The 25,680-nt window shown below is 70.2% G+C and carries 26 protein-coding genes and 3 pseudogenes; 10 read left to right on the forward strand and 19 right to left on the reverse strand.

What is annotated here, in order from left to right; genetic code table 11:
* Positions 1–65: 65 nt before the first annotated feature.
* The 4 genes and pseudogenes from NRO40_RS25890 to NRO40_RS25905 all read right to left on the reverse strand — a co-directional run.
* Positions 66–425, reverse strand: a pseudogene (locus tag NRO40_RS25890) (PPOX class F420-dependent oxidoreductase); the annotation flags it as partial.
* Between the two features lie 132 nt (positions 426–557).
* Positions 558–890 carry a DUF6087 family protein gene (locus NRO40_RS25895; RefSeq protein WP_058942209.1) on the reverse strand — a complete coding sequence of 111 codons (333 nt, stop codon included), beginning with the start codon at positions 888–890 and terminating at the stop codon, positions 558–560.
* 586 nt (positions 891–1,476) lie between these two features.
* Complete coding sequence (locus tag NRO40_RS25900; protein ID WP_157901837.1) at positions 1,477–1,713, reverse strand: hypothetical protein; 237 nt, start codon at positions 1,711–1,713, stop codon at positions 1,477–1,479.
* Complete coding sequence (locus tag NRO40_RS25905; RefSeq protein ID WP_232791063.1) at positions 1,713–1,979, reverse strand: hypothetical protein; 267 nt, start codon at positions 1,977–1,979, stop codon at positions 1,713–1,715. The genes NRO40_RS25900 and NRO40_RS25905 overlap by 1 nt, the downstream gene beginning before the upstream one ends.
* A gap of 111 nt (positions 1,980–2,090) precedes the next feature.
* Between NRO40_RS25905 and NRO40_RS25910 the strand changes: the two genes are divergently transcribed.
* From NRO40_RS25910 to NRO40_RS25925, 4 genes are all read left to right on the forward strand, one after another.
* The gene (locus NRO40_RS25910; protein WP_232791062.1) at positions 2,091–2,417 is read left to right on the forward strand and encodes a hypothetical protein; all 327 of its coding nucleotides are present in this window, start codon (positions 2,091–2,093) and stop codon (positions 2,415–2,417) included.
* A gap of 57 nt (positions 2,418–2,474) precedes the next feature.
* Positions 2,475–2,615, forward strand: a complete 141-nt coding sequence (locus NRO40_RS25915) for a hypothetical protein (protein WP_157901836.1) — start codon at positions 2,475–2,477, stop codon at positions 2,613–2,615.
* Between the two features lie 636 nt (positions 2,616–3,251).
* Positions 3,252–3,881 (forward strand): hypothetical protein, encoded by a 630-nt coding sequence (locus NRO40_RS25920; RefSeq protein WP_079047046.1) that lies wholly within the window; start codon positions 3,252–3,254, stop codon positions 3,879–3,881.
* Positions 3,882–4,025: 144 nt separating this feature from the next.
* Positions 4,026–4,310 carry a hypothetical protein gene (locus NRO40_RS25925; RefSeq protein WP_058942190.1) on the forward strand — a complete coding sequence of 95 codons (285 nt, stop codon included), beginning with the start codon at positions 4,026–4,028 and terminating at the stop codon, positions 4,308–4,310.
* Between the two features lie 208 nt (positions 4,311–4,518).
* On the opposite strand, the gene NRO40_RS25930 is transcribed toward NRO40_RS25925, so the two are convergent.
* A complete protein-coding gene (locus tag NRO40_RS25930; protein ID WP_058942189.1) occupies positions 4,519–4,731 on the reverse strand; it encodes a helix-turn-helix domain-containing protein in 213 nt (70 codons plus the stop codon).
* 178 nt (positions 4,732–4,909) lie between these two features.
* On the opposite strand from NRO40_RS25930, the gene NRO40_RS25935 reads away from it, so the two are divergent.
* From NRO40_RS25935 to NRO40_RS25945, 3 genes and pseudogenes are all read left to right on the forward strand, one after another.
* On the forward strand, positions 4,910–7,654 hold the full coding sequence (locus NRO40_RS25935) for a hypothetical protein (protein WP_157901835.1): 2,745 nt from the start codon (positions 4,910–4,912) through the stop codon (positions 7,652–7,654).
* A gap of 47 nt (positions 7,655–7,701) precedes the next feature.
* Positions 7,702–8,537 (forward strand): IS5 family transposase gene (locus NRO40_RS25940; protein ID WP_408057062.1). Its coding sequence is split into 2 segments (ribosomal slippage): positions 7,702–8,049 and positions 8,052–8,537, totalling 834 coding nucleotides; the frame shifts between segments, so codons are not numbered across the junction.
* Positions 8,538–8,589: 52 nt separating this feature from the next.
* Positions 8,590–9,423, forward strand: a pseudogene (locus NRO40_RS25945) (IS5 family transposase).
* Between the two features lie 153 nt (positions 9,424–9,576).
* Here the strand turns inward: NRO40_RS25945 and NRO40_RS25950 are convergent.
* Complete coding sequence (locus NRO40_RS25950) at positions 9,577–9,768, reverse strand: hypothetical protein (RefSeq protein ID WP_157901834.1); 192 nt, start codon at positions 9,766–9,768, stop codon at positions 9,577–9,579.
* 607 nt (positions 9,769–10,375) lie between these two features.
* Here NRO40_RS25950 and NRO40_RS25955 point away from each other — a divergent pair.
* The 3 genes from NRO40_RS25955 to NRO40_RS25965 are packed head-to-tail and all read left to right on the forward strand — an operon-like array spanning position 10,376 to position 12,034.
* Positions 10,376–10,591 (forward strand): hypothetical protein, encoded by a 216-nt coding sequence (locus tag NRO40_RS25955; RefSeq protein ID WP_058942185.1) that lies wholly within the window; start codon positions 10,376–10,378, stop codon positions 10,589–10,591.
* The gene (locus NRO40_RS25960; protein ID WP_058942184.1) at positions 10,591–11,271 is read left to right on the forward strand and encodes a restriction endonuclease; all 681 of its coding nucleotides are present in this window, start codon (positions 10,591–10,593) and stop codon (positions 11,269–11,271) included. The genes NRO40_RS25955 and NRO40_RS25960 overlap by 1 nt, the downstream gene beginning before the upstream one ends.
* Before the next feature lie 37 nt (positions 11,272–11,308).
* Positions 11,309–12,034, forward strand: a complete 726-nt coding sequence (locus NRO40_RS25965; protein ID WP_058942183.1) for a restriction endonuclease — start codon at positions 11,309–11,311, stop codon at positions 12,032–12,034.
* A gap of 397 nt (positions 12,035–12,431) precedes the next feature.
* Here NRO40_RS25965 and NRO40_RS25970 read toward each other — a convergent pair whose 3' ends face one another.
* The 13 genes and pseudogenes from NRO40_RS25970 to NRO40_RS26030 form a co-directional block, all read right to left on the reverse strand.
* Positions 12,432–13,700 carry a DUF317 domain-containing protein gene (locus tag NRO40_RS25970; RefSeq protein WP_058942182.1) on the reverse strand — a complete coding sequence of 423 codons (1,269 nt, stop codon included), beginning with the start codon at positions 13,698–13,700 and terminating at the stop codon, positions 12,432–12,434.
* A 13-nt stretch (positions 13,701–13,713) separates the two neighbouring features.
* Complete coding sequence (locus tag NRO40_RS25975; RefSeq protein ID WP_058942181.1) at positions 13,714–14,859, reverse strand: DnaB-like helicase N-terminal domain-containing protein; 1,146 nt, start codon at positions 14,857–14,859, stop codon at positions 13,714–13,716.
* The gene (locus NRO40_RS25980; protein WP_058942180.1) at positions 14,859–16,139 is read right to left on the reverse strand and encodes a DNA cytosine methyltransferase; all 1,281 of its coding nucleotides are present in this window, start codon (positions 16,137–16,139) and stop codon (positions 14,859–14,861) included. The genes NRO40_RS25975 and NRO40_RS25980 overlap by 1 nt, the downstream gene beginning before the upstream one ends.
* Complete coding sequence (locus tag NRO40_RS25985; protein ID WP_079047054.1) at positions 16,136–16,990, reverse strand: adenine nucleotide alpha hydrolase family protein; 855 nt, start codon at positions 16,988–16,990, stop codon at positions 16,136–16,138. The genes NRO40_RS25980 and NRO40_RS25985 overlap by 4 nt, the downstream gene beginning before the upstream one ends.
* A gap of 394 nt (positions 16,991–17,384) precedes the next feature.
* Positions 17,385–18,182: a hypothetical protein gene (locus tag NRO40_RS25990; protein ID WP_058942178.1), complete on the reverse strand. Its 798-nt coding sequence runs from the start codon at positions 18,180–18,182 to the stop codon at positions 17,385–17,387.
* Positions 18,183–18,810: 628 nt separating this feature from the next.
* Complete coding sequence (locus NRO40_RS25995) at positions 18,811–19,161, reverse strand: hypothetical protein (RefSeq protein ID WP_157901833.1); 351 nt, start codon at positions 19,159–19,161, stop codon at positions 18,811–18,813.
* A gap of 336 nt (positions 19,162–19,497) precedes the next feature.
* Positions 19,498–21,252 (reverse strand): type IV secretory system conjugative DNA transfer family protein, encoded by a 1,755-nt coding sequence (locus tag NRO40_RS26000; RefSeq protein ID WP_408057096.1) that lies wholly within the window; start codon positions 21,250–21,252, stop codon positions 19,498–19,500.
* 585 nt (positions 21,253–21,837) lie between these two features.
* Positions 21,838–22,089, reverse strand: a pseudogene (locus NRO40_RS26005) (DUF317 domain-containing protein); the annotation flags it as partial.
* Complete coding sequence (locus NRO40_RS26010) at positions 22,089–22,712, reverse strand: hypothetical protein (protein WP_058942173.1); 624 nt, start codon at positions 22,710–22,712, stop codon at positions 22,089–22,091. The gene NRO40_RS26010 and the pseudogene NRO40_RS26005, both read right to left, overlap by 1 nt.
* A gap of 110 nt (positions 22,713–22,822) precedes the next feature.
* Positions 22,823–23,416 carry a hypothetical protein gene (locus tag NRO40_RS26015; protein ID WP_058942172.1) on the reverse strand — a complete coding sequence of 198 codons (594 nt, stop codon included), beginning with the start codon at positions 23,414–23,416 and terminating at the stop codon, positions 22,823–22,825.
* A gap of 17 nt (positions 23,417–23,433) precedes the next feature.
* On the reverse strand, positions 23,434–24,240 hold the full coding sequence (locus NRO40_RS26020; RefSeq protein ID WP_058942171.1) for a DUF317 domain-containing protein: 807 nt from the start codon (positions 24,238–24,240) through the stop codon (positions 23,434–23,436).
* Positions 24,241–24,358: 118 nt separating this feature from the next.
* Positions 24,359–25,135, reverse strand: a complete 777-nt coding sequence (locus NRO40_RS26025; protein ID WP_058942170.1) for a DUF317 domain-containing protein — start codon at positions 25,133–25,135, stop codon at positions 24,359–24,361.
* Positions 25,132–25,503, reverse strand: coding sequence for a hypothetical protein (locus NRO40_RS26030; protein WP_058942169.1), 372 nt, complete (start codon positions 25,501–25,503; stop codon positions 25,132–25,134). Before NRO40_RS26030 ends, NRO40_RS26025 begins: the two co-directional genes overlap by 4 nt.
* Positions 25,504–25,680: the final 177 nt, after the last annotated feature.

Consider the following 25,680-nt stretch of genomic DNA (forward strand, 5'->3'; position numbering starts at 1 on the left):
TCCTCGCCTATATTGCGCCCGCGCCGGGGCCGGGGCGCGGGGTCACCAGCCGGAGGGCTTGGTGGTCCCAGGACGCGGGTGACGGTGATCTCGATGACGACCCGGTTGGGGTTCACGCGCGGGGTCTTGTACCGCTCGGTGTACCGGCGCTCGGCGTCGGCGACGGAGGTGGGGTCGTCCTTGATGATGGCCGTGCCTTCGAGGGTGGACCAGCGCCGCCCTTCGGCCTGACTGACGGTGACGCGGGCTTCGGTGCCGGCGGCCAGGGCGGCGCGGATGTTGCGGACCTTTTTGTTGCCGCCGTCGGTGATGACGCGGGCGATCCGCGTCTCGGGGTCGTACGTCACGCCGACAGGAGTGGTATGCGGGGAGCCGTCGGGGCGGAGCGTGGTCAGGAAGCAGGTTCTGCGCTCCTGCCAGAACATGTCCCCGTCGGTGTGCAGGGCGTCGGTGTCCAACGGACAGTCTCCTCGGTACGAGCGGCAGGTCGCTTCGACCGTAACGCGGAGCGGCCCGGGCGCAGGCGCCGGGCTCCAGCCGTGTGGCAGAGGGGAGGATCAGGCCCCGGTGTCGCCGGGCTTCGAGGGGGTGCGCCGGTGTCGGCCACGACCCTGGCCAAGGGCCGGCCGGTCCCACTCCGGCGGTCGAACAGGCTCCGGCGGAGGCGGATAGAGCAGTGCCTGAGCTTCGGCCAGGTTCGCCACGATCATGACCGGCACCCAGGCCAGGCCGTCGTACTCCAAGATCGCGCGGGGTGCCGATGGAGCGACGTGGCTGCCCCGAAGCGGGCCATCGACCAGGGGAACGGCGCGCAGGCGCCCTCTCCGTTCCGCGAGACGCTCCTCGCGGCGCCGGGCCCAGTCGGCCAGCGGCTCCTCGGGGTCACTCATGAGCGGCATCCTGCCGGACACTCCTCGTCACGCGCGACCCTCGGGCCCCACTTCACCCGGCTGGGTGAACTGCGCCGGACCCTGCTGGCGGGCGGGCCGGGGGCTGCTACGGTCAGTGCACCTCTTCATGGGGTGGGCCCTGCGCAGGCCCGCGTTGCCGGCTCCGCTGGCGCGCTCGGACAAGGTGCACGGCGCCGGCGCATTCAGATGACCTGGATGCTCATGGAGTTGCCGTGCCCGCCCACCACGCCCGCAAAGGTTCCGCCCGCCGCCGCCAGGCCGAAACCGGCGAGTCGTACACCGACGCCGCCAAGGCCCTTCGCCGCGAGCGCTACAACCGGCCCGTCTTCGACCCCTGGGTGGCTCCCCGGGGCAAGGTGGACGACCCGATCCCAGGTCACGACGCCTGGCTGTCGGGACCGTGCCCCGAGGGATGTCCAACCCGCGAGCGACCGGACTACCGTGCCTACTTGGAGACCTTGCCGCCCAAGGAGCGCTTCCCTCGGCCGGCGGTGCCGAGGAAGCCGTACGAGTGCCCCGGCCCGGCCACCTGTGACAACGGCGACTGGGAGCCGCCGTCGTGCCGCTAGATGGTTCCGCCGTTGGCGGGAGCGGTGGCTTGCTGGGGCAGCTTCGCTTCAACCCGGGCGACATCGCCGACCTCGGCTACCGCAGCCTTGCCCGTACCGACCTCGTCCACGACGTCCTGGGCACCGGCCAGCAGCCCCTGCGCGCCGAAGGCGCTGGCGGACGCCCTGCCCAACCTGCTGCCCTCCACCGAGTACGTGCCGGCGTGGAAGTACCTGCGTGAGACCGGTCGCATCACCCCGGAGGGCCCGTTGACACGGCTGGTCTCGACGCCGCATCACCACCACCATCGGCTTCGGCCTGCTGACCGCGGTCCTGCTCTACGCCCTGGTCGCCAACATCATCGACAAGCCCGACGGCATCGTCATCTCCGCCTTCTTCATCGCCGGGATCATCGTCGTCTCGCTGATCTCCCGCGTCTCCCGCACCACCGAACTGCGCGCCGATCGCATCGTCTTCGATGAGACGGCCCGCCAGTTCATCACCGACACTCTCGACCACGACAGCTCCATCAATCTGATCGCCAATCGCCGCCAGGCCGGAGACGCAGCTGAGTACGCCGACAAGGAGCGCGAGCGGCGCGGCGCGAACCCCGTTCCCGGCATCGCGGACGTGATCTTCCTCGAGATCGACGTGGTCGACCCCTCGGACTTCAGTGACACCCTCACTGTCCACGGCGTCGAAGTCGACGGCTACCGCATCCTGCGCGCCGAGGCCCCGGCCGCGCCCAACGCCATCGCTGCGATCCTGCTCGCCCTGCGCGACGCGACCGGAGTGCAGCCGCAATGCCACTCCGCGTGGGCAGAGGGCAGCCCGCTGGTGCACATGGTCCGCTACTTCCTCCTCGGGCGCGGCGACACCGCCCCCGTCACCCGAGAGATCATCCGCAGCCACGAACCCGACCCCGCCCTCCGCCCCGGCATCCACGTCGGCGGATGAGCTCACCATCCCGCACGGCCAGAACGCAGTGCCTGGGCGGGAGCGCACGGTGCGTCAATGCGCTCCAAGATCATCGGTATGACGCTGACCGCCGCGTTCGTCGCCGCGGGGGCTGCCGCTGACTGGTGGTGCCTCATCGGCATCGGCGTGTGGCTGGTGATCGCTGCCTTCCTGATGGAGATGATCTACCGGCCATGACGGCCACTGGTGAACGAACCCGGGCCGTCACGAGCCCCCGACCCCATTCGACCGGGCCGTGCTCGGCTCACTACGGCGAGCCGCGTAGCGTCGCCGATGCGTATCACCAGATGAGCTTGCGAGTCGGGGGCGGCGGCCGGTCGACGGCGTCCTTCTCTCCGCTTCACCCGGCGGGTCTGGAGGGACCCCTTCGCTTCGGCACCCCTTTCCCGCGAGGGGAGCGAGCCCACCGGACCCGACGGCTACCAGGTACAGCAGCCCGCCCGCCCTCGAGCGCCTCGATCGGGGGGCGGGCATGACGATGGCCCCGACGCAGGGAAGCGAGTCGGGGCCATCACCCACACGAGGCCCGCCGTGGGGCGTCGGAACACGTGCGCCTGTCGCCCTGCACAACGCAGCCCGGCCCGCTCAGTTACGCAGCAGGCGATGAGCCCAGCCCATCGGGATGCCCGTCACGGTCTGTTAAGTGCAGGCTGAGCGCGGCCTGGGTTCGCCTGCTGCTGTGTAGTGGCACCGGGCCTGCGGAGGGTGGAATTCGTCCAAGTGCGCACCTCGTCTGGCAGGTGCTGTCGATCACCTTGAGCCTGAGTTCGGTGCCCTGCGTCCGCAGGGACGCGTGTGTCTGGAAGGACTCAGATGTCTGAACGCAACACGGTCATGCGCAGTCTGCATGACATCGGCCTGGCGGCTTGGTTCGGCGGCTCTCTCATGGGGGCCGTCGGGCTGAACAGAGCGATCCGCAACGCCATGAAGGAGCCGGTTCTCGCCTCGCGGATCGCCAGCGCCGGCTGGGCCGCCTGGGCCCCGGTGAACGCGGCCGCGATCGGCGCCCATCTGGTAGGCGGGGCTGGCCTGCTGGGCACCAACAGCGCCCGCGTTGCCTACCAGAGCGGCGTCGGCGCCTCCACCATCGCCAAGACGGTCCTCACCGGAGCTGCCCTCGCCGCCACCGCCTACAGCCGCGTCCTGGGCAAGAAGATCGAGCTCGCCTCGTCCCCAGACTTTGAGGACCAGGAGGCGGCAGCCGACCACCCTGTGGAACTGGAGCAGGCGCAGCGCCACCTGGCGATGCTGCAGTGGGCCCTGCCGGCGCTGACCGCCGGAGTTCTGGTCCTCAACGCCTTGCACGGAGAGCAGCAGCGCCCTGAGCAGCAGAAGGCGGGCATGCTGCGCCGGGCCGCCTCGCCGCTGGCCGTGGCAGGCGGATCGGGTATGGCCGCCGTACGCCGTGCCGGCCACCACATCCCGATGACGGTCCGCTGCTGAGCTCACCGGCCAGGCCCGGGGAGAGCGCCGGCCCGACCCTCCGGCCCGTCCCGCACCGCTGCACACCGGCTTTAGCTGCCCACCGGCCAGTGGACGCTCAGTCCACTGGCCGGACCCGACATCATTCACGCAAGGAGAGACACCATGGCCAGAGCTTCCACGCCCAAGGTGACGCAGCCCGTCACGGACGACAGCATCAAGGTGCGCCAACTCAGCCACTACCAGTTCAGCTGGGTTGCCGGTGAGCCCGCTGCCCGAGGCACCCTCACCCTGCAGCTCGTACTCGACGAAGGCGCCTGGGAAGAAGTGTTGACCGTCGACACCGACGACGCCGACGTCCTCCAGGACCTCCTGCGCAACACACCGACCGTGCACTACGACGTCAGCCGCCGAACCCTGATGTTCGGGGTCACTGCCGTCGGAACCTGAAGGCAACACGCAAACTCGGCACGCGTGCGGCTGTGCCGCTCCCATCGGCTTGGGCAGGTCCTCGTCTCCGTCGTGGTTCACGACGGCCCTGGCAGGGGTTGGCCGGGCCGTCGCGACGGACCGTGGGGACCTCCGCCAGTAAGTGGCTGTGGTGGCGCTTCGGGCGGCACAGGTTCGCCATGAGTGCAGCGTGCGCCCGGGCCGTGGTTCAGGACTCGGTGCGGCGCGGGGCTCCGCCCCAGGAGCGGAAGGTGGCCCCGGCTTCTTCGAGCAGGCGGTGGACGCCGCCGTAGGAGCGCCCCGTCTCCTCTGCCAGGGCTCGAATGCTCGCACCTGAGTCGTACTTCGTCTTCAGGCCCTCGGCGAGCTTGTCCCGGTCCGGGCCGGGCGGGAGCCGACGGGCCGTAGTCTTGTTCGACATGAGCTGAATCCTCCCTCCAACGCGGCAGACACTGCCATGATCGCGTGAAGCGGTGGCGGTGACCACCGGTTCGGCGAAGGCGCCGGGCACTAAGACCGTGTCCTATGTGGTGATCCGGTAGCGCCCACAGACAGCCGAATCCAGCGGGGTCCGGGTGTCATAGTGAGACGGTTCCGACGTGAAACTTGGGGTGATGGGCGAGCGGGTCAGGCGCTGTGTCGGGCAGGCGGCCTGGCTTCTGGTGCTCGTCGTGCTGGGTGCGCTCGCCTCGCTCGCGGTCACGGGCTTCCTGCTCGTCGGGCCAGGGATCCCCGTCCCGGAGTGTTCCGGACCGGCCGTGAAGTCGCCGGTCGAGCAGACCGAGTTGGACGACCGCCGCTGCGCGTGGGAACGGGCGGTCGAGGGGATCTCCCCCGACGCCATGCGCCGTGTGGACATCAAGGGGAGTGGGAACGATACGACCGAGGTGCGGCTCAGCATCGTGGTCCCCAGCGACAGCACGCTCGCCCAGGACACGGCGGAGGGGAAGGCGGCGGATGAACTGATCCCCTTCGTCGACGCGGTGTGGGGGGTCCCGACGTTCGCCGGTACTCAGCCGGAGTGGAAAGTGCCCGTGGTCATCGTCGGTCAGGGGTCGCCGCAGACCGAGATCGTGCTGTCCGGCACGGTGTCGACGCGCCCGGGAGACTGGGATTTCTATTCCAAGGGCCCCACCACACTGCAGTTGAGTCTGCCGACGATGCGGCTGCGGGCCGTCACGACGACCTGGCACGTCCTTGGCCGGGGCGCTGACAAGCTCTCAGCCGAAACGCGCAAGCGCGGCCTACAGATGTCGGTCACGGTCGTGTCAGCGGGGGCGAAGCCGGCCGGCTATTCCCTTCCAGGGATCAGCTCGGCGAAGGAGTTGCTCTCGTCCCTCGGGCCGGACGCACCGACGGCAGGCCGCGACGTTCTCACAGCCGTGGGACGGGCCCTGCTCGCGGCGGCGGGCTGGGTAGCCCTGCTGCTTGCCTGGCAGGCCGGCCCACCGCCGTTCGGTACAGGGACAGGGCCCCTGTACCGCCTTAAGCGGATCACCGGAGCGGTGGTGTTGGTCCACCTCACCATCTGGGTGATCCCGTGGCTCGGCCCGCTGGACTATGCCCTGGGGTCTGCCGTGCCGCAGTGGCGGTGGGACGAACTGAGCAAGTGGCTGAGCTGGCAGCCCGCCAAACTCGCGCCGTTGCCGGGAGCGCTGGTGCTACTGGTCACCGCGATCCTCGTCATGGTTCCCCGCCTGGTAATCGCCCTCGTGCGCGGAGGGGACACGGATGATCCCTGCGCCTGGTCGCGGATGAGAACGGTCCGGCTCGGGCTCGGTGCCGCCGGAGCCCTGGCCGCAGCGGCGGCCGCCTTGCTCGCGCTCGCCGACCTGCAGCGGAGCGGGGCGTCGCGGGTCGCGGCGGTCCTTCTACCATCGGTCCTGACCGTTCTCCTCGCCGCCGTCGCGGTGTCCGCCTACTTCGTGGCCTGCCGGGCGGGCTGGCGCATCAGGCTGCTCCCGTCGCTAATGTGGGCCGCCGCCTTCGTGCCACTCGTCGCTGTTGGCGCGTCCGTTCATTCCGGCGGCGGTGAACTGCCCCCGCTCATCCGCTGGTCGGGGCCACTGCTGGTTGGCACCGTGGCGGTTCTGGCGACAGGCGTGGTGGCCTGGTGGGCGGTCACAGACTCCAGGCCCTCCCGGGTCGGGCTGCCCCTGGCCGTCCCAGTGGCGGTCCTCTTGGCGCTGGCCTGGGACCGGGAGGTGCTGGGCAGGTTTGGGTGGTGGGACCTGCACGAGCTGACCCGCCAGCTGGATGGCGTTCTCGGCCTGGTCCTGGTCGCAGCGACGGTGAAGGCTCTATACGACTCGGGTCGGTCACCGGCCACCGATCCGCGTGCCCTCAGAGGGCTGCGCGCCCTCGGGATCGTGCTGATGTTCATCATGGCCTCAGGCAATTTCTCCCTGCTGACCATTCCCAGCCCTGTCACCGTCGGTGCCGCCGCCCTCATGGTCTGGATGCTCTTCCCGTACGGGCAGATGCGCCGTGCTGCCGTGGTGCTGGCGCAAAGCCGTGAGGAGTACCTGGGCGCCCTCAATGACAGCGTGAGGATGGGTACCCTCCGCAGGTCCCTGCCGTTGCTGCGCAAGGCTGCCCACGCTGCGGTCGCCGACGGGCCGCCCGCCGACACCAGGGCCCGGCGCCGGCTGCGGAGCGTGGAGCGGGCGTCCTACGACGTGCGCCCGGTGCCTGCGGACGGGGAGGTCGTCCGTGTGCATCAGCGCGCCTTTGGGGCATACACCAGCCCTGAGCCCTGGAAGCGGGCGATCCGTACCGCAGCAAACGCCGCAGTACTCGGTGCTCCCTGGACATTGCTCTCCCTTGCCGGTGCGGTGGTCAGCGCGGGATTCGACCACCGCCACCCCGTGCTCGCCGTCCTCACCACCGCCGTGCCCATCCTGCTGACGTGGGTCGGCTTCGGCCTGCTCTACGGCTACTTCTTCCCTGTCCTGCGTGGCGAGACGGGTCTGACGAAAGCCCTGTGGATGTGGGGCGTCATGATCGTCCCAGCAGCCCTCCAGGTCGTCGCCTCGCGCGACCCCTCGCACTGGTCCTCGTGGACCGGGACCATCCTGTACGGGCTGCAGGCCCTGACCTTCGCCATGAGCCTCGGGCTGTTCGCCGACGCCGCCGTGCTGGCCGCGAACCGGATGCACTTGGGGCGCCTAACCGACATCCACAACCTGGGCTTCATCACCGCCTGGTGGTCCTCGGTCGCCGTCGCCCTCGCGTCCGGCGTGGCCACGGTGATCATCGCAGGGGTGAGCCCCTTCGTGCTGGACATCTTCCCGGAGGCGCCGCAGGCGCCCGAGCCTTCGGCCAGTCCCTCCGCCGGAGTGTGACTTAGAGGTCCTAACAGAAGCTGTTGATCATGTGACTTTCGGTTCGGATGGTCGTTGGTCTGGTCGTGTGGAAACGCCAGTCACGGCCGTGGATCGTGTCAGATGAACTGTGGTCGCTCGTCGAGCCGTTGTTGCCTGAGCCGGCGCCGAAGCAGGTGGAGGGACGCCCTCGGGTGCCGGACCGGCAGGCCCTTTGCGGGATCTTGTTCGTGCTGCATACCGGGATCCAGTGGGAGTACCTGCCGCAGGAGCTGGGCTTCGGATCAGGCATGACCTGCTGGCGGCGTCTGGCCGCCTGGAACGATGCCGGCGTGTGGGACCAACTGCACCTGGTGCTGCTGAAGAAACTGCGGGTCGCGAAGAAGCTGGACTGGTCACGGGCGGTGATCGACTCCTCCCACATCAGGGCCGCTTGACGGGGCCCAAAAGCGGTCCCAGCCCGGTCGACCGAGCACGTCCGGGCAGCAAGCACCACCTCATCGTCGACGGCCACGGCATCCCACTCGCCGTCTCTCTGACCGGCGGCAACCGCAATGACGTCACCCAGCTGGTACCCCTGCTGAAGAAGATCCCGTCCGTCGCCGGCATGGTCGGACGCCCACGCAACCGACCCGACAGCCTGCTCGGCGACCGCGGCTACGACCACGACAAATACCGCCGTCTCGTCTGGGCACTGGGCATCAAACCGGTGATCGCCCGCCGCGGCGTCCCGCACGGCTCCGGCCTTGGAGTCCACCGGTGGGTCGTGGAGCGGACCATCGCCTGGCTCCACGGCTTCCGCCGACTACGGACCCGATGGGAACGACGCGACGACATCCACGAAGCCTTCCTCGGCCTCGCCACCTGCCTCATCACCCACCGCCACGTCCAACGCCTTTGTTAGGACCTCTAAGAGGTCCTAACAGAAGTCGTTGATGGTGTGACTGTCGGCTTGGATGCTCGTTGGTTCGTTCGTGGGGAAGAGGAACTCTCGGCCGTGGATCGTCTCGGACGAACTGTGGTTGCTGATCGAGCCGTTGCTGCCAGAGCCGGCGCCCAGGCTGGTCGCGGGGCGGCCGCGGGTTCCTGACCGGCAGGCTCTGTGCGGGATCCTGTTCGTACTGCACACCGGGATCCAGTGGGAGTACCTGCCCCAGGAGCTCGGCTTCGGGTCGGGCATGACGTGCTGGCGGCGCCTGGCCGCATGGAACGAGGCCGGCGTGTGGGACCGGCTCCATGCCGTACTGCTGACGAAGCTGCGCGCGTCCAGGCAGCTGGACTGGTCTCGGGCGGTGATCGACTCCAGCCACGTAAGGGCCGCCCGGCGGGGCCCAAAAGCGGACCCAGCCCGGTCGACCGCGCACGTCCGGGCAGCAAGCACCACGTCCTCGTCGACGGGCAGGGCATCCCCCTCGCCGTGTCGCTGACCGGCGGCAATCGCAACGACATCACCCAGCTGATACCCCTGCTCGCGAAGATTCCCTCGGTCCCTGGCCTGGTCGGCCGACCGCGACGGCGTCCCGACACACTCCTCGGTGACCGGGGCTGACCACGACAAATACCGCCGCCTCGTCCGGGCCCAGGGCATCAAGCCCGTGATCGCCCGCCGAGGAGTCCCTCACGGATCCGGCCTCGGAGCGCATCGGTGGGTTGTCGAGCGCACCATCGCCTGGCTGCACGGCTTCCGGCGACTGCGCGTCCGCTGGGAACGACGAGACGACATCCACGAAGCCTTCCTCGGCCTCGCCACCTGCCTCATCACCCACCGACACGTCCAACGCCTTTGTTAGGACCTCTAAGTGGAAGACCTGATCATCGGCCGCTGGCTCGCTTCACGCTGCACGGCCGAAACACGGTGTGCCGGTCCGCAGCCCGAAAGCGCGGAGCCAGGGGTGTCTGCGGTTCCTTGGGGATGCGGTGCGGGGGCGCTGCCGCACCGCGCGTCAGCGTCCGGGCCAGGAGTAGCGGCGGGCCAGGATCGTCCACTCCTCGTCCGCCCGGCCGGGAACGAGACGGTCGTCCGTCTCCCACCGCCGGGCCAGCTCGATGAAGATCGGCTCCAGCTCTGGGCCCGGAACCGTTTCACCGCTGCTTCGCTGCACGCCGATGACAGGCGTGAGCCGTCTCGTGGTCACGTCTCCCTTAACGCCGTCCGGGCGGTCCGGGTTACCCAGCGCAGGGTCGAATTCCTCCAAGGCAGAGAGCAAGCTGCCAGCGCCGCGGGCCGCGAGGGTTTCCCCGTTCGGCGTCGATGGCGAGGTCACCTCTGTCCGCCCGGTAGCCCCGCCCCAGGTCGGCGGATTCAACAAATCGTCGCAAAACGTTGAGTGTTGGGGTGCTTCACACGGCGCGGCGCACTGCGGAAAACCCCCAGCCCAGGGGGCGGCACCGGCGCACACCAGCACTGAGTGCGCTCCTGTTGCTTTTCGCCATTCACCATCGCGGTACAGCCTGAGCAGGTCGCAGCCGTTCTTCGCAGGTGGAGGCATCTGACGGATGAAGCTCGTGGGGCTTCGGTGGTTGGGCGACGGTGGCCACACCCGGCGCCAGAAAGCACGTTGTCCGAGGTCAGCAGTCAAGGCTTCCCGCTTGATGGGCAGCCGGGTGGTGTGCCGGGCCTGGCTTGATGACGTCCTGGCCCAGCTCGACCTCGTGATGATCCATCAGTTTCTGTCAGTGCCCGCTGCTACACCAATTTGAGGGAGGGGCCGCGAGTGCGGCTCGCCGACGGGAGGGGACACCATGTCGAAGGTGCCGGAGGGGTTCCACTATGTGCGCGGACACATCCGCCGTAATCCGAAGCCGGGGAGTGGGAAGCGGATGAGCGGCTGGATGATCGCCGGCCTTGCGGCCGGCGTGTGGTTGTGGGGGCAGGTGTTCGGGTTCGGAGAGACGACCACGAACACGACGCCGCCTGCGCAACCGCAGCCGGCCATCTCCACTCCGGCCGCGCGTTGATGGGACGCAAGCGGCTACGTCTCCGCCGTCCGCGCGGCGCAGCCGAGATCCTCTCGGCCGCGGTCGTGGCCCTGGCTGTCCTGGCCCTGGCCGTCCGGACGGCCGCCGCGGCGGTCGGGGCGCTCAAGGACGCGTGGCCGTTCCTTCTGGCCGTAGTCCTGCTGGCGGGGGCCGTCGGCGCCTGGAGAGTCGCGCGGGCCGTGGCCGGTCGGCGACGCGACGCTGAACGGCTGGCCACGCTGCGGATCGCTCTGGCGGAGTTCGATGCCATGGACGACCGGCAGTTCGAGTACGCGTTGCGGGATCTGCTGGTCCGTGACGGCTGGTCGGCGCGCCGGGTGGGCGGTGGCGGTGATCAGGCCGCTGACGTGATCGGTGACCACACGCAGCGCGGCCGGATCGTCCTGCAAGCCAAGCACACCCGCGTCGGCGGCAAGGTGGGGTCGTCGGTGATGTACGCCGTGAAGGGGACGGCCGGCCCAGCGCACCGAGCCGACTACGGCGTCGTTGTCACCAACGGCACCTTCACCCGGGACGCCATGGCCTGGGGCGACCGGCACGGCGTCCACTGGGTCGACCGGGACCGACTCCGGCGTTGGGCGGAGAACGGAACCGCGCTGCACGAATTCCTCGGACTGTCCGCACGCTCCCGCCGCGCCCGCTCCTGGCGTGTTGCCTGACAGCCGCTCTCCCATCGTCAGCGCTTACGGAGGTGTGGTGTTCGACGAAGACGGGTCACTGGACCCGCTGCTGAAGTTCCTGTTGTACGCCGTCCTTGCGCTGGCGATGGGCAAGATGCTGTGGGAGTGGCTCACGGAAGACGTTAGCCAGTGGATCACCGTGGATCTGTGGGGGGTGATCGCCGATCACCCCTGGTGGACCGGCTGCATCGTCGTCGGCGCACTGGCTGCGCTCGTCCTTCTCGCGAAGCTGCTCTCGTTCCTGTTCGGCGCCGGCACATACGCCTACGTCGATCAGGACGAGGACTACGCATCCAGCGCTCCGCCGAGCGAGGCGGTAGGTCCGGATGTGCTGACTTTCAAGATGAAGCAGTTCGCCGCGATGAGCGCGACGGGGTTCGAGCAGGCGTGCGCCGACCTTCTGGCCCGTGACGGGTTCCGCAGCACACGGCGGGTGGGAGGCGCCGGGGACCTCGGGGTGGACGTCAGCGCCCGCGACCACGACGACCGGCTCCTGATCTTGCAATGCAAGCAGTACAAGGCGCCGGTCGGCTCGGGGCATGTCCAGAAATTCAACGGAACGGCCCGCCTTCACCATGGAGCCGATGTCCCGATCATGATCGGTCTCAACGGCTTCACCCAGCCTGCGATCGACTTCGCCGCGCACCACGACCTCATCCTCATGGGCCGTCCCGAACTGAAGAAATGGGCTCACGGTCAGCACCTGTACGACGTCTTGGGCATCCCGAGCACGCCCCAGTGACCCCTCCGTCCCGCTCACCGGGGGCCGAACCTCACACCGCATTTCGGCGTGGCCTGTGGGCTACTCCTATTCCGGGCCTGGCAGTACGGCCAAACCCTTGCGGCCGAGCCGCTTCTTCAGGGTGAGGTTCTCCGGCGACATCGACGGGCACGCTCCGGCCGGCGGCCACAGCCTTCAAGAGCAAGCGTCCGCGGGCTGCTCCTGTTCGGGGGCGTAGGTCGAATCTCTTGGCGTACCGCTTCGGGTGGGCCCCGCGGGGGCCCCTATGTCTTTGGTCAAGGGAAACGGGGGTGCGGTGGGTCGGTGAGCCGGGGCAGCATGGCGGGGTGGCTGATCTGCTGTGGGATGACGTGAAGTGCTTGTGCCGAGCGCTGGCGGTGGCCAGCCGGCGGACCGGTTACCGACTGAGGGCGCGCTGGGCCGGCGCGGCTGCGGGGAGCCGGGGGGCGGGCGCCGGGAGCGGCTTCCGGGCCGGCGGTGCGGGCACGGGGAGGAGGTCGGCGGCAGTGCTGGCGAGCTGGGCCAGCAGGTCGGTGGGGGCGCCGGCGGAGAGGCAGATGGGCCATGCTGCCCGGTCGAGGTTGTCCCCGCCGTACAGCATCCATCGGTCCGGCGTGGCGTGAGGGGTGGACTCGAAGACGATGGTCCGGTCAGGTGCCGTCCACGTGGTGCGGGCGGGGTGGCTCGCTGGGTGCCAGGCGGCGCTGTGGAGGACGTCGTTCGGGTCGCCGGCGGTGACGAGGGGCGGGGCATCGAGGTACTGGAGCATCGTGCGGATGAGGGGCACGGGTGTGCCGACGGTGATGGTGGCGTGCCAGAGGCGCTCGCCGACGGGGCCGTCGTACTCGGCGATGGTCCAGGCGACGTCGGTGCGGTGCCGGGCCTCGTGGTCGAACTCAACCCGAACGGTGAGGGATTCGTGGGAGGCGATGGTCGTCTCGTCGAAGGGGCGGTACTTCTCCCACTGGCGCTCCTCGTCGAAGAAGACTTCGAGGAACGCCTCGTGGTCCCCGGGGCCGGCGGTGGGCGGTTCGGCCAGGGTGGTGGGGTTGGTGCCGAGGAGCTGCCGTATCGACTGTCCGAGATCCGTGAGCGGGGCGGGGCCGGGGCGGACGGCGGCGGAGAAGAGGCGGTGGAACTCGGCGATGGCCTCGGTCTCGTCGGCGTACGAGGTGGAGATCTGCCGGAGGTGGTTCTCGCCGTGCAGGTGGACATGCCTGCGCACGCCAGTGATGTAGGAGCCGACGGCGACGGTGTTCTGGTCGTCGTCGGCGTGCAGGTGGATGATCAGGCGGCCTTCGGCGATGTCGTCGTGGATGCGCTGGGCCTTGGCGCCGACCTCTCGGATCTCGTCGCGGGTGCACCAGGGCATGGGGTAGTTCGCCCAGGTCCACTCGGTGTCGATCTCCTTCTGGAGGGCGGGGTCGATCTCGGTGGTGTAGCCGTTCTGCTGGAGGAGTTCGGCGGCCTTGGCGGTGTAGTAGGGCTCCTCCCGGTCGATGCGGGCCAGGAGCATGGTGGCCGGGCCGGTGCTGCGGAAGCCGAGGTCATGCAGGTGGGAGTGGGCGGCGTCGGCCGTGGGGCCGGTCGTAGTGGCGACGACGGCGGGGTGGTGGTCCGGGTGCAGCGCGAAGCGGACGTGGGCGTCGGCAGGGGCGTACGGCATCGGGGTCCTTCGGTTACGGGGTTCGAGGGGCGGCGGGCCGGGCGGCGGCGTGCGCATGCGGCTGCGAGACGGAGAGGGGACTTCGCGGGCCTGCCCGTGGCGTGGCCCGGGTCTTCGAGGGAGTAGGCGAGGCGGGGGGCGGGCGGACCGCCTGCTGCCAGCGGCGGCGGACGGAGGCGAGGTCGGCCAGGGCCCTGCGCCCGCCCGTGAGGAGCTGGTGGACCGTGTTGGCCGGATCATTCGTGAAGGCGGTGATCCGGTCGGCCGTGTGGCGGGCGCGAGCGAGCAGGGCGCGTTCGACGATCCGGGTGCCCCAGTAGTCGGGGGAGCCGGCGGCGTCCCCGAGCAGGGTGAGCACCTCCGATGGCGCGATGCCGGCAGCGAGGACGCCTCGGTGCTGCGCCTCCCACATCACCGTGATCGGATCTACCGGATCACCGCGGTGGGTGAGCGCGGTCACGCACTGCCACAGCCCGGAGTGCACCGGGTGGACGAAGTCCTCGGCAGCAACCCATCGCATCTCCTTCACGGTGGCCGGCCAGATCAGCGCGCTCGCGAGCAGCATTCGCTCCTGGTCCTGGGCCTCGTCGACATCAGGCGAAGGCGGCGAGGGCGGCGTGGGGGTTCGGGGCAGTGAGCCGGGGTGGGCTGGGAAGTCCCGGGAGAGCACGTCGAGTTGCCGAGCGAGTGCGTTGGCCGCGGCGAGAGCGTGTGCGGGGCGGTCGGGCACCGTGTCGTCCTGGGCGGCCTGGGCGAGGGTCTCGGCGTGGAGCCGGATGGACCGCCGGGCGTGTTCGGCGTGGACCATAGCCGCGTACGCACCGGCGTGCTCGGGGCGGGGGCAGGCGGAGATCAGCAGGTGGAGGTAGGCCGCGGTCAGGGCCGGCGCCTTCTGGCGGGCTTCCTTCAGGACCGCCCGTAGCCAGGTCAAGCCGGTCTGGGACTCCTGCTCCTTTGGGGCCGGCACGGTTCGCATCGCGGCGAGGAGGGCTCCGTGGGCCGGGTTGGCGAAGGAGTCCGGCTCGAGTCCGGCTGTCGTGCGGAGCAGTTGGGGGGTGAGGAGGAGGGCACCGAGCAGGGCCTGCTCGGTGTAGTGGGCGGGGTCGCATTGGGCCGGTTCGTACGGCGCCTCGTCTTGGGGTTCGGCGGCGTGGGGCATCAGGCGGCCAGGGCGAAGTCGTCGGGGTTGAAGCTGTGATCGAGGTGCGGGGCGAGAAGGTGGGCGGCGAGCCTTGGAGGGACGGCGTTGCCAATCTGGCTGAACACCTGGCCTTTGTTGCCCTGCCAGGGGTAGTCGGCGGGGAAGGTCTGCAGGATGCCGGCCTCGGCGGCCGTGATCCGGATCGGCGGCGGTGGCGGCGGGGCGGCGTCGCCGACCGCGGTGTTCGGGGGAGGCTCGGCGATCCAGGTGCACTCGTTGGCACGGTGCCCGAAGAACAGAGTCCCGGCCGGCTCGTCGATGGCCCGGACCGTGGCGTTGGTCTGGTTGTTGCTGCGCAGCGACCATGACCAGCGGTGCGCCTCGGCGGTGAAGGTGGGGGCCGGTGCGTCGGTGGCCCGGTTTTCCCGTACGCCGTGCCGGGCGGTCCAGCCGGCTCCTTCTCGGCGGGAGGACAGGACGACGTCGCCTGCGAGGGGTGTCCAGGTGCCGCGGGCGCGGGCGTCGGAGAGCGTTTTGCGCGCGCCGGAGGGGAACGGCTCGGGGCCGCCGCCCGGTCCGCCGCCGGCGCAGATGGTCGGGACGGGGCGGTCGGTCGCGCCCCAGCCGAGCGCCTCGGCCATGGATACCCATCGGGCGCGGCCCGGCCCGAACAGTGACTCGGGCTCGGCGGCGCGGGCGTGCGTCGGCGTCGGCGGCTCGGCCGTACGGACGCGGGAGGCGAGCAGGATCGCTCGCTTCCTCGTCTGCGGGACGCCGTAGTCCGCCGAGTTGAGGATCCCGGTCCACACGGAGAAGCCCCAGGAGCGCAGGATCGCCGCGTACTGCCTCCACAGGGGCAGGACGTCGGGGACCTCCTCCATTGCCACCCAGGCGGGATCACCGACGGTGTTCAGGGCGTGGAGGTAGCGCATGGGCTCGGCCGCGAGGAGCGAGCGTTCGTCGCGGCACGCGGTCAGGAGCTTGTCTCGGGTGTCCAGGCCGGCGGCGAGGTCGGCGACCGCCTGGTGGACGAGCGGCTGGTCGACCAGTCCGAGGCGCTTGCCCGCCATCGACCACGCCTGACAGGGCGGGGAGGCGATGAACCCCCGCGTGCGGCCGGCGAAGATCCATGCCGGATACATCGCGACGTCCGTGCGAATGGTCAGCAGGCCGGCCGCCGCCCGCGTTTTGCAGGCCCATTCGTCCCACTCCAGGCCGACGTCCCGGATCCCGAAGCGCTGCAGCGGGACGCTCCAGCCGCCCGGGCCCGCGAACAGGTCGAGGACGAGCCCCCTCACGCGGTGAGTCCGAATTCGGCCTGCACCGCCTCGACTTCGCTGCGGCAGGTCCAGGGGGAGCAGCCGTTGGCGACGCCCTGCTCCAGCTCGGCTGCTGCCTCTTCGCCCAGGGCGGCGCGTTCCGCAGCGGTGACGTGGTCGATGGGCGCCTGGTCGAGCGGGACGCGCGAGCGGTGCAGGAACGCCTCGCCCAAGAGCACGTTCCCGGTGGCGTTGGCGCGGGCGTTTCCCTTGCGGATGGCCGCATCGAATTTCACGACGTCTTCCCACTCGGCGGGGGAGTTGTCGCGTATGTGTCGCCACTGGAAATTCCCATGGAACGGGCAGCCCAGGCAGCTGGACTTCGGGGTGTCGGCGAGTCCAAGAGAACTCAGATAGTCGACGCAATCGGAGCGCGACCAGTTCATCTCTATAAGGGGGTGGACGTTCCGCATGTACTGGACGTCAGCGTCCTTCGCGCGGTGGAACTCGTCGGTCGATATGCCTATCCACTGCTCGACGAAAATACCCTTCGGGACCCGGGTCGGATACGGGTAGCCAAGGAGGTCGCGGACCTTCTTCTTGATTGGTTTAACCTTGTACTCGCCGGTGCACTGGCGCCGGGTCATACCCGGTCGGCCGTCCTTGTTGAGGATGTAGAGCGGCATCGAGGCGAAGCGGTGATCAGGGTTCAGGGCGTCATCGCGGATATTCCCGGACGAAACTCGCAGGACGGGGATGCCAGCCGGTGCTGCGATTTCCCGTTCAAGCCGGTCGAGATGATCGTAGACGGACTTCGGTTCCCATCCGGTGTCAGCGAATATCGCACAGTCGATCTTCGGGATAACCCCTTTCGCTGAAAGGGCGAGCAGGGTGCTGGATTGGACTCCGGCGCCGAGGGAAAGGGCACGGAACTGAGGTGATGTGTGTGTGGAAATGCGGAGTTCCTTGGGGGGACGGAATTGCGGCGTTGGTGAATTGGACAGGCCCGGCGTTAATGGCCGTCGACGACGCTGTGGCAGGCGCGCTGCGTGGGCGGGATGTCCGGCGTCGGAAGCCCGTGGAGCGTGAGAGCTCCTGCGTCGGGCGGACTGCAGGCACACGCGATGCCCGAGTCTCGGTGCGTCGGGCTACGGTCTGGCGGGGCGGACGACCACGTCCGAGGTCAGGCAGCCGTTTCGGGGCCAGGGCGCGAGCGGCGGGTCCAGCCGTCGGTTGACCGGCATGTCAAAAAGCGATAGAGGGCCAGGGCATCGGCGAGGCTGGTCATCGCCGAGCCCCCCGTGAGCGCGGAGAAGGTGCGGCGTACGCCGGCTGGTTGTTGGCCTTAAGGGGTTCCGGTCGGCTCAGAGTGGCGGCGAGCACGAGCCGGCCCATCGGGGTGGACGCGACCCGTACCTCGTCGGCCCAGGAGGCGGACGGCTCATCGGTGATCAGACCCAGCTGTTCGAGATCGAGGAGCACGTCCGCACTGACGGAGTCCTTGTCCAGGCCGACCCAGACGCGGCCGTCCTCGCCGACCGCGACCACTCCGGTGGCGATGAGCCGCAAGACCTGGTGGTGCTCGGCCGTGAGGGTGACGTTGGCGCCGACCTCGGGTATCGAGTAGGAACCGCGGTACCGGTGCATCTCGGCGGCGACGCGCTCGGCGCAGGCGACGAGGTCGTGGGCGGCGGTGGCGAGCAGCTCCCGGGCCGAGTCCACGCTCGTCTGCCTGGCGCCGATCGAGGCGAACGAGGCGGCGTCGAAATCCTCGACGGCCCGAGTGAGCGCGTCGACCGCGGCCCCGGTGACGACGCGGAGCTGCGCGAGCCTGGAGCGGATCGTGGTGTCCGTGTGGTCGATAAGCGACATCGGCAGCTTCTCGTGGGCCGCGCGTACGTCGGCGGCCTCCTCGGCGAGCGACTCGACGGCCGTGCGCAGGCGGATGATCCGCTCGGTTGCCTCCGGAGTGCCGAGGGTGTTGTCGTTGAGCACGTCGAGGCACCGCGTGTACCGGGTCGCGAGGGACAGTATCTGCAGGCAGACCGTGAAGTGAGGAGCCTGTGGCAGGTGTTCGGGCATCAGCGGGGCTTTCCGTCTGAAGGAGGGGACGGGTGAGGCGTCAACGGGCCCGGGCCGGCGACGAAGGGTGCGGAAGCGGGCCCGGGAGCGGTGCGGGTCCGTGTGTGCGGCGGGCGGTGAGGGCGGCGGCCTCCCGGGCGTCGGCCACTGCGGCCGTGTAGTGAGGAAGGACGCGGTCGGTGATCCGCCAGGCGGCGCGGGCCGGGTCGAGCGGAGCGGCGACGGTCGGCGGCGCGGGGACACGGTCGGTGATGTCCTCGTGCAGACCGAGCGGAACGACAGGGCAGACCAGGACGCGGTCTCGGCGGTGCTCGACGAGATAGAGCCGCATACCGTCGGGCCCGAGGAGGTGCGCTGCGCGCGGGCGGGGCGCGAGACTTGGACGGTCGTTCCAAGGTGTCCAGATGCGGCCGGTGTCCAGGGACTGGTCGAGAGGACGCGCGTACGACCGGGGATCGGCTGCCCAGGTGCCGGGGAGACGTTCGGCGGCTTGGAGCGCGAACAGGTGGAAGGGGTGCAGGACAAGCTCCTTTGAGGGGGAGGGGGCACCGCAGGCGGTGAGAGAACTGACCGCGGAAGGTCGGGCGCGGCAGGGGCCGGGGGACGCCCGAGCCGGGTGGACGGTGGGCTATCGGCAGCGGCCGGAGGCGGGAGACGGGCTGTGGGCCGGCGTTGCCGGAGCGGGGCCGGGCCGGGCGAGGGCCCGCTCGATGCGCCGCCGGTCCTCGGCCCGGGCGGCAGCTGACGCGAGGCGACGCGAAAGATTCTGCGCGAGGACGCGGTAGGTGCCCGCCGCCTGCCGTAGTTCCTCGTTCGCCTCCGCGAGGTGACCTCGGCTTGTCTCCGGCGTCTCGTCCGTCCCCTCGTAAAGGAGGGCTTCGGTGCGGCCGGTGATCCCGTACGCGCACAGGGTCGCGACGAGTGAAACCCTCATGGTGGCCTCGGCGACGAACGCCAGGTTCTCGTGCCCGTCCTTCATCACGGCGTACTGGCTGCCGGTGAGGGTGTCGAGTTGCTTCAGGCATCGGATCGAGAGGTCGTGGGTGCGTACGGCGATCGGGGCGATCTCGCGGACGGCCGGCTGATCTCGCCCGCCCGGACCGTGTCGATGGCGCTGGCGAGAACCTCCAGCTCTTGGGGCAGCTCGCCGAAGAGCCGGGTCTGTTCCGCCAGGTCGATCACCTGTAGTGGCGGATCCTCGGGCGATTTCGGCCGAGGGGAGGGGTTGCTGTTGTCGAAGTCGGTGCTGGAAGGGGACGGGACGGGGGTAGTCAGTGCGGAAGTTCCTTCTGTCGTGGTCCGGGCGGGAGGGGAGTCATACGGCGGGGTCGTAGTCGGCCTGGCGGGGGTTCGCCTTGGCGAGGGCCCGGGCGGTGATGGCCTTCGAGGCGCGGGCCGATGCGGCGGCCAGCTCGTCGGCGCCGGGCTCGGCGTACCAGGGACGCAGGTCGAGCATCGCGACTCGCATGCCGGTGGCCAGGCACAGGGCGGAGCCCTTGGGCAGGGCGCGGATGGCGTCGGCGGGCAGGATCCGCTCCTGCCGCATGCTGATCGAGGTCGACTTGCCGGAGTCGGAGACGGAGGTGGAGGTGGTCTCGACGTCGTGGTCGCCGATCATCCGCGAGAGCTTGTCGGCGAAATCTGGGTCATCGATTCCGGAGCCGATGACCTTCACGGTGGCCGCGGACCACATCGCGTCCATGCCCGCGTCGCCCCAGACCTTCTGCCCCTGGCGGTAGGACTGCAGGATGGTGATCGGGATGATCCCGCGCGAGCCCAGGTGGGAGTACAGGTCCGGCAGGTCGCTGATCTTGCACACGTTGGCGGCCTCGTCGAGGATCGCGAGCATCGGCGGGTCCAGTCGGCCACCCGCCCGCTCGGCCTGGGCGGTCGCGGCCCGCATCACCGAGTCCGCGCACGCGGCGATCAGCGCGGAGGCGCCGCCGCCGCCGTCCTTCGACAGAAGGAACAGCGAGTCGCTGGAGGTCACGAAGTGGGACGGGCGGAACTCGGGCACGTCCTTTTGGGGGGTTACCCAGGCGGCGATCTCAGAGTTGAGCAGGGCGGAGGCGTACTGGCGGGCGGTCTCGTAGATGCCGTCCCTCGTCTCGGGCGGTCCCTCGACGGTGCCCTTCAACTGGGAGGCCACGGAGGCGAATCCGTGGTCGCGCAGGATGTCGAGCGGGCGCCGGTCGGAGGGGAAGGCGAGCCACCGCATGACGTCGGTGATCGGCCGCTCGTCGAGCGCCGCTGCCAGGAACAGCTGGCTGAGGATGTTGCTGCCGGCCTTGGACCAGAAGTCGCCCTGCTGGTTCGCATCGACGGAGGCGGCGAGGAAGTGCCCGGCGAGCCGCCCCGCGCCGTCAAGGGTGCGGGCGTCGGTGAGCGGGTTCCACCACATGGTCCGCTCGGCGTGGGCGATCTGCTGCGGGTCCATCGACCACACCCGTCCGACTCGGCTGCGGGCGTCGTAGCACGCGGTGTACGCGTCACCTGCGGCCTTGTTGGAGGTCAGCAGCACTGGCCCCGGCGCGGCGAGGATGGAGGGAATCGCAAGCGAGGTGGTCTTGCCGGAACGAGGCGCCATGATGGCGACGGCCACGTCCTCGAAGCCCATACGCACCTCCCGCTTGGTGCCTTGGAGGTTGCCGAGGAGGATGCCGGTGTCACGCGGCTCGATGTGCTTGGCATCCTTCAGGCTCGGGCGCAGCGAGCGGGCCTTGGCCTCGATCGCCTTCGCGAGCAGCGGCTCGATGTCGCGGGCGCTCGCCATGCCCTTCACCTTCTTCTTCCGGCCGCCGGCCCGGTTCTTGTACCGGACCCAGATGGTGGCGGCGCCGGCGGCGATCAGGAGCATCAGCAGGACGGGCACGATGCGGGTGGCGACCAGCAGAGTCGTTTCTCCGGCACTGGGCCACAGGTGTTCGGGGTGGAGGAGAGCGTCGGCCGGCCGGTAGGGCACCCACGGGCCGGTCCCGGTCGTCCAGGCGGCGAGGTTCCCGGACAGCCAGGCGAAGGAGGCGAGGGGGAACCCGATCGCGAGGGCGGCGCCGCCGATCTTCAGGGCCATGTCGTAGCCGTCGGAGCTGGTGGAGGGAGAGGTGGGCAAGGGCAGGTTCCTTGGGCGACGCCGGGGTCGGCGGGCGGTGAGACGGTTCAGCGGGTACGGCGGGGCGCCGGCCGGGGCGGCTGCGGCGGCGGGGGAGGGCCGGTACGGCGGGCTGCGAGGCGTTCGACGCGGTCGGGGAGGGCGGAGGCGACGCTCGCAGCTGTCGTTTGCTGCCAACGGAGGTTGAGGCCCTGCCTGCTGAGGCCGAGGGTCTCCTCGTGGGTGCGCCACAGCGGTTCGCGAGCAGCGAGCGCCTGGGTGAAGGCCGCCACGATGCCGGCCGGGGGTGCGGCCGTCGAAGCGCGCCTGCCAGAGCGCGTCGTCCTCGTCGAAAGCGGCGGTGATGAACCAGCTGTTCGAGCCCGAGAAGGTGATCCGCTCACCTTTCACGATGCCGTCCGGGGAGCGGAACTCGCCGGACGGTGACGTCTCCCAGCCATGTCGCCGCAGCGGCCGGAGAGGGTCGGCGAGGGCGCGCTCGTTGTGGGTGGGATCGGTGAGGGTGTCGGTGACCGCGGCGATCAGCTCGACCGGTGTCCTGCCGCCGAAGGATGCGTACCAGCTGTTGGAGGGGCTCCCTCCGTTGTGGCTGATCCGCCACCACTGGTCCCCGGGAGTCGGTTCGAGCCGCAGCAGGGTCTTCTGGTCCGGGCTGGAGAGGATGACGCGGGGCAGCAGCGGCTCGTGCCCATGGCTCCAGCCGGTCGCTTCGTGCAGGGGGACGGTGACCCATGCCGGGTCCCCAGGGCCGGCGAGGTAGCGGGGCGAAATCAGTGCCTGGTCGACCATGTCGCTCATCAGCGCCTCACCGCCGGGCGGCCGGCTGCGGCGGTGGCCATGAGGGTGGGGTCCGGGACTCTGGTCGGGACGGGAGCCGGGGTTTTGAAGGCAGCGAAATGAACGTCGAGGAGGGCGCGGCCCTGGGTGGCCCAGGTGTCGAGCTCGCTCCACGCCTCTGCGTTCCGTTCGGCCAGGGCGTCGATGAACTGCTCGTGTGTCGGGCGCGAGGTTCGTCCCGCCTCACGGGCCTTAGCCCATTCGTGGCGGAGAGCCTCCAGACGGTCGAGGGCCTTGGTGAGCTCGGACAGCTGCCACGGCCATCGGTCGTCGAAGTCACCGGCGGCCATGTGCCGGAGTTGGAACCGGGCTGTGGCGAGCAGGTCGCGTGCGGATCGGCGGACGGGCTCGAAGGCCCGCCAGGTCTGGACGTCCCGCTGGGCCTTGCGCCAGCCGTACGACTCCTCGTCGTACGGATAGCCGTCGACGTCCGTGTGGTTCTCGGAGTAGGCGTCCCAGGAGGCGAGGATCATCTCGCTCTGCACCAGGAACGTCGCCAGGCCCTGGAGAGCGGCGGCGTGCCGGTCGGCAGGAGGGAGGGGCGGTGTGGTCAGGGTGGTTCCTTCGGTCGGGGGCGGTGTCACCGGCAACGGCGGGGGAGGGGGCCTCCCGCTTCGGGGGGCAACTGGTGAGCGCTGGGCTGCGGCCACACCCTCGCCGCCGGAAACTGCACGGCGGCGAGAAGGAGAGGGGTTCAGCGGCGCGGGGCCTGGGCGGTGGCCGCGGAGCGGACCACAGTCAGGGCCTGGAGCGGGCGGCGAACACCGGGGCGGCCGGCCCGCAGGGCGGTGGCGTGGATCTCCAGGACGGCGCGGCCGTGGGTGATCCAGTCGTTCAGGCCCTCCCAGGCCCGCTTGTTCCGGGCCGCCCTCGCTCGGTGGACGAGCTCGTCGCTCATGTGCGGGTGGGTGTCCTGCCAGTCCGTGAAGGCGGTCTGAGCGGCGGCGACTCGTTCCAACGCGCTGCGCAGCTGGTCGAGTTGCCATACCCACCGGGTCTGAACGGACCTCCCAGCGAGCTGGTCGACTATGGCCTCGGCTGTGTCCAGGAGATGAGCTGCCTCGTCACGCACCGGGGCGAACAGGCGCCAGAGCGCCGCATCACGTGCGGCCATGCGTCTGTCGAAGGCGTCCTGGTCGTACGGCCAGCCATCGAGGTCGGTGTGCTCGTCGGCGTACCGCTCCCAGGCGGTGGTCACGTCCTCCGCCCGGAGCAGGAAGCCCGACAGGCGCGTGAGCGAGGGCCGCTGGTCGGAGGCGGCTATCTCGGGTGAAGGGGATCGTGGCACGGAGTTCTTTCGGGATTTCAGCGGGGGGATACGGACCGTGGCGCCGCGCTCGGCAGGGGCCTCGGCAGAGACGCCGCGAGGCGCGTGCGGCGCTCGGCGCGGGTGAGGGCCTCAAGTCGGGCGAAGTGCGCTTCGAGGACCTGCTCGGGGGACAAGCCGCTCGGCTTCTGCTGGGCACCGTGGCTCTCGGTGTCGTGCATGCCGCGTACGACGGGCGCGGTGGAGACGAGCTGCTCGACGAGGCCGGTGATGAGGTGGTCGGGGACGGCGCCGCTGATCCAGATGTGCCACAGACGCGCGCCGCCGTACTGAGGCTGGGCTTCGATGTGCCAGGCCGGCTGTTCGAGGGTGGTCTTCCCGATGGGAACGAGCTCGGTCCGCAGCGGGTGGAGGTCAGGTGAGACGGCCTCGCGCGTTCCATCGGGCCGTTGCTCGATGGTCCATCCCGCCTTCTCCATCAGCTGCCATGGACCGGGGTCGGTCTGGCGCGGCGTGTCGATGAGGCGGTCGGTGAATCCGGCGATGATCTCGGCGGGCACCATGCGGTCGAAGGAGGCGTACCAGGACCAGTCAGCGGGCTGGATCCGCCAGCACGAGCCGGCGAACGGATCGAGCACGAGCTGGTGACGGGCGTGGTCGGGACCGGTCAGTACAGTGCGGGGGTCGCCGGGGGCGGAGGCGATCCTCCAGCCAGCGGTGAGCAGGGCGTGGGTGACGTGCCGGGGGTCGCCGGGACCGGCGAGGTGCCGGGGTGAGGTGTGGAAGGGGATCTTTGAGCGGTGGTCGTCAGCGTATGACGCCCGCTGGGCGCGGCTTACGGCCATGCGACCGCTCCGGTAGGTAGAGAGACGCGCACCCAGGCAGCACGTCTCTGGGCAACCCGGATGACAGGTCGGTACGTGATGGGGTGGGTCATGAAGGGCTCCGGGACGACGGTCGCCTTCATCGGCTGCGGGCGACGCGGGCGGGGGCGGGGGTCCGGGTCCGGGACGCGACCCAGTTCCGGCCCCAGGTGGCGGCGCGGGCCGCGGTGATGCGGGCCTGCTGCCAGGCGTGGAGCTGGTCGGGGAGCACGGAGACGGAGGTCCTGCGGATTCGGTTGCTCGGTGGGACGTGGCCGCGCGGGCGCATGACCGGATCGGGGTCGACCAGGGCCTCGGTCAGCCCCTGCAGCAGATACAGGGGGGTGGTCGAGGTCGCCTGGAGGTTCCAGACGGGCCCGTGCTCGTTGCGGGCGCCGATCCACCAGTGCTGCGGTCCGGTGCTGACGTACTGGACGAAGGCGTCCCGGTTGGGGCTGACGGCGGTGTGCTCCTGGCCGGTGTCGGTGGACCACCCTCGCTCGGAGAGCGGCGCCCACACGTTCGGGGCGTGCGCGGAGCGGGCCTTGGTCAGCGCGTCGGTGAGGCCGGAGACGATCTCGACCGGGGCCTGCGCGGAGAGCGTCACCTGCCAGGCCGGTTGCTGGCCCTGGGCGGCGCCGTGGATCTGCCAGCCGCCCGGCGGCTGATAGGCGACACGGACCGTCTTGTCCGGGGAGTCGAAGACGAGGGCGGCGGAGGACCGGGGAGTGTTGTCCGTCCAGCCGGAGGCGCGCAGGTACTCGGTGACGTGCCGCAGGTCGCCGCCGCCGGCCAGGTAGCGGGGCTCGATCAGGTAGTGCTGCTGGGCGGCCCGCGGGTCACCCCAGCCGGGCCACTGCCGTTGCTGCTTGCTCACCGGTGCCGTCCTCTGGCCACGAACGCGGTGGCCTTCGGCGGTGCGGTGGCCGGGGCCGGGGGCTGCTTGCCGATCTTCTCGAAGACTTCCTGGTGCTGTTCGAGGTCGATGGTGAGGTTGGCCAGGGTGTTGGCGGCACGTCCGAGCGCCAGCCACGCCTCCGCCGGGAACGATCCGTCTGCGGCGTGGTTCCGGGAGGCCCGGCTGCCGGCACTCACGAGGTCATGGACCTTGCTGAGAATGCCGCGTTCCATGTCGACGGCCCGGGCCAGGATCTGTGCGGCTTGCTGTGCGTCTGCCCGCCGCAGGCGGGCGGTGAGCTGTTCGAGGTGCTGGGTGATGGAGGTACAGAGGGCGTCGTCGGTCACAGGTGGGTTCATGGGCGATCCGAAGCGTTTGTCCGCAGCCTGCGACGGTGGTCAGCGGCTGCGGCGGTGGACGGGAGTGGGCGGCCCCGAGGACGCGACCGGCGCCGCAGGGGAACGGTCGGGCCCGCCGCCGGCCTTGATGACCGCTGCGCGCAGGTAGCGGCGCAGGAGGAAGAC

This window comes from Streptomyces changanensis (assembly GCF_024600715.1).
In the GTDB taxonomy this organism is placed as follows: Bacteria; Actinomycetota; Actinomycetes; order Streptomycetales; family Streptomycetaceae; genus Streptomyces; species Streptomyces changanensis.

Excerpts from the sequence above, each read along its gene's own strand:
- NRO40_RS25895 (WP_058942209.1), bottom strand. The coding sequence starts at position 890 with ATGAGTGACCCCGAGGAGCCGCTGGCCGACTGGGCCCGGCGCCGCGAG.
- NRO40_RS25900 (WP_157901837.1), bottom strand. The coding sequence starts at position 1,713 with ATGCGACCGGTCTCACGCAGGTACTTCCACGCCGGCACGTACTCGGTG.
- NRO40_RS25915 (WP_157901836.1), top strand. The coding sequence starts at position 2,475 with ATGCGCTCCAAGATCATCGGTATGACGCTGACCGCCGCGTTCGTCGCC.
- NRO40_RS25920 (WP_079047046.1), top strand. The coding sequence starts at position 3,252 with ATGTCTGAACGCAACACGGTCATGCGCAGTCTGCATGACATCGGCCTG.
- NRO40_RS25925 (WP_058942190.1), top strand. The coding sequence starts at position 4,026 with ATGGCCAGAGCTTCCACGCCCAAGGTGACGCAGCCCGTCACGGACGAC.
- NRO40_RS25930 (WP_058942189.1), bottom strand. The coding sequence starts at position 4,731 with ATGTCGAACAAGACTACGGCCCGTCGGCTCCCGCCCGGCCCGGACCGG.
- NRO40_RS25955 (WP_058942185.1), top strand. The coding sequence starts at position 10,376 with ATGTCGAAGGTGCCGGAGGGGTTCCACTATGTGCGCGGACACATCCGC.
- NRO40_RS25960 (WP_058942184.1), top strand. The coding sequence starts at position 10,591 with ATGGGACGCAAGCGGCTACGTCTCCGCCGTCCGCGCGGCGCAGCCGAG.
- NRO40_RS25970 (WP_058942182.1), bottom strand. The coding sequence starts at position 13,700 with ATGCCGTACGCCCCTGCCGACGCCCACGTCCGCTTCGCGCTGCACCCG.
- NRO40_RS25975 (WP_058942181.1), bottom strand. The coding sequence starts at position 14,859 with ATGCCCCACGCCGCCGAACCCCAAGACGAGGCGCCGTACGAACCGGCC.
- NRO40_RS25990 (WP_058942178.1), bottom strand. The coding sequence starts at position 18,182 with ATGCCCGAACACCTGCCACAGGCTCCTCACTTCACGGTCTGCCTGCAG.
- NRO40_RS25995 (WP_157901833.1), bottom strand. The coding sequence starts at position 19,161 with ATGAAGGACGGGCACGAGAACCTGGCGTTCGTCGCCGAGGCCACCATG.
- NRO40_RS26000 (WP_408057096.1), bottom strand. The coding sequence starts at position 21,252 with ATGGCCCTGAAGATCGGCGGCGCCGCCCTCGCGATCGGGTTCCCCCTC.
- NRO40_RS26020 (WP_058942171.1), bottom strand. The coding sequence starts at position 24,240 with ATGGCCGTAAGCCGCGCCCAGCGGGCGTCATACGCTGACGACCACCGC.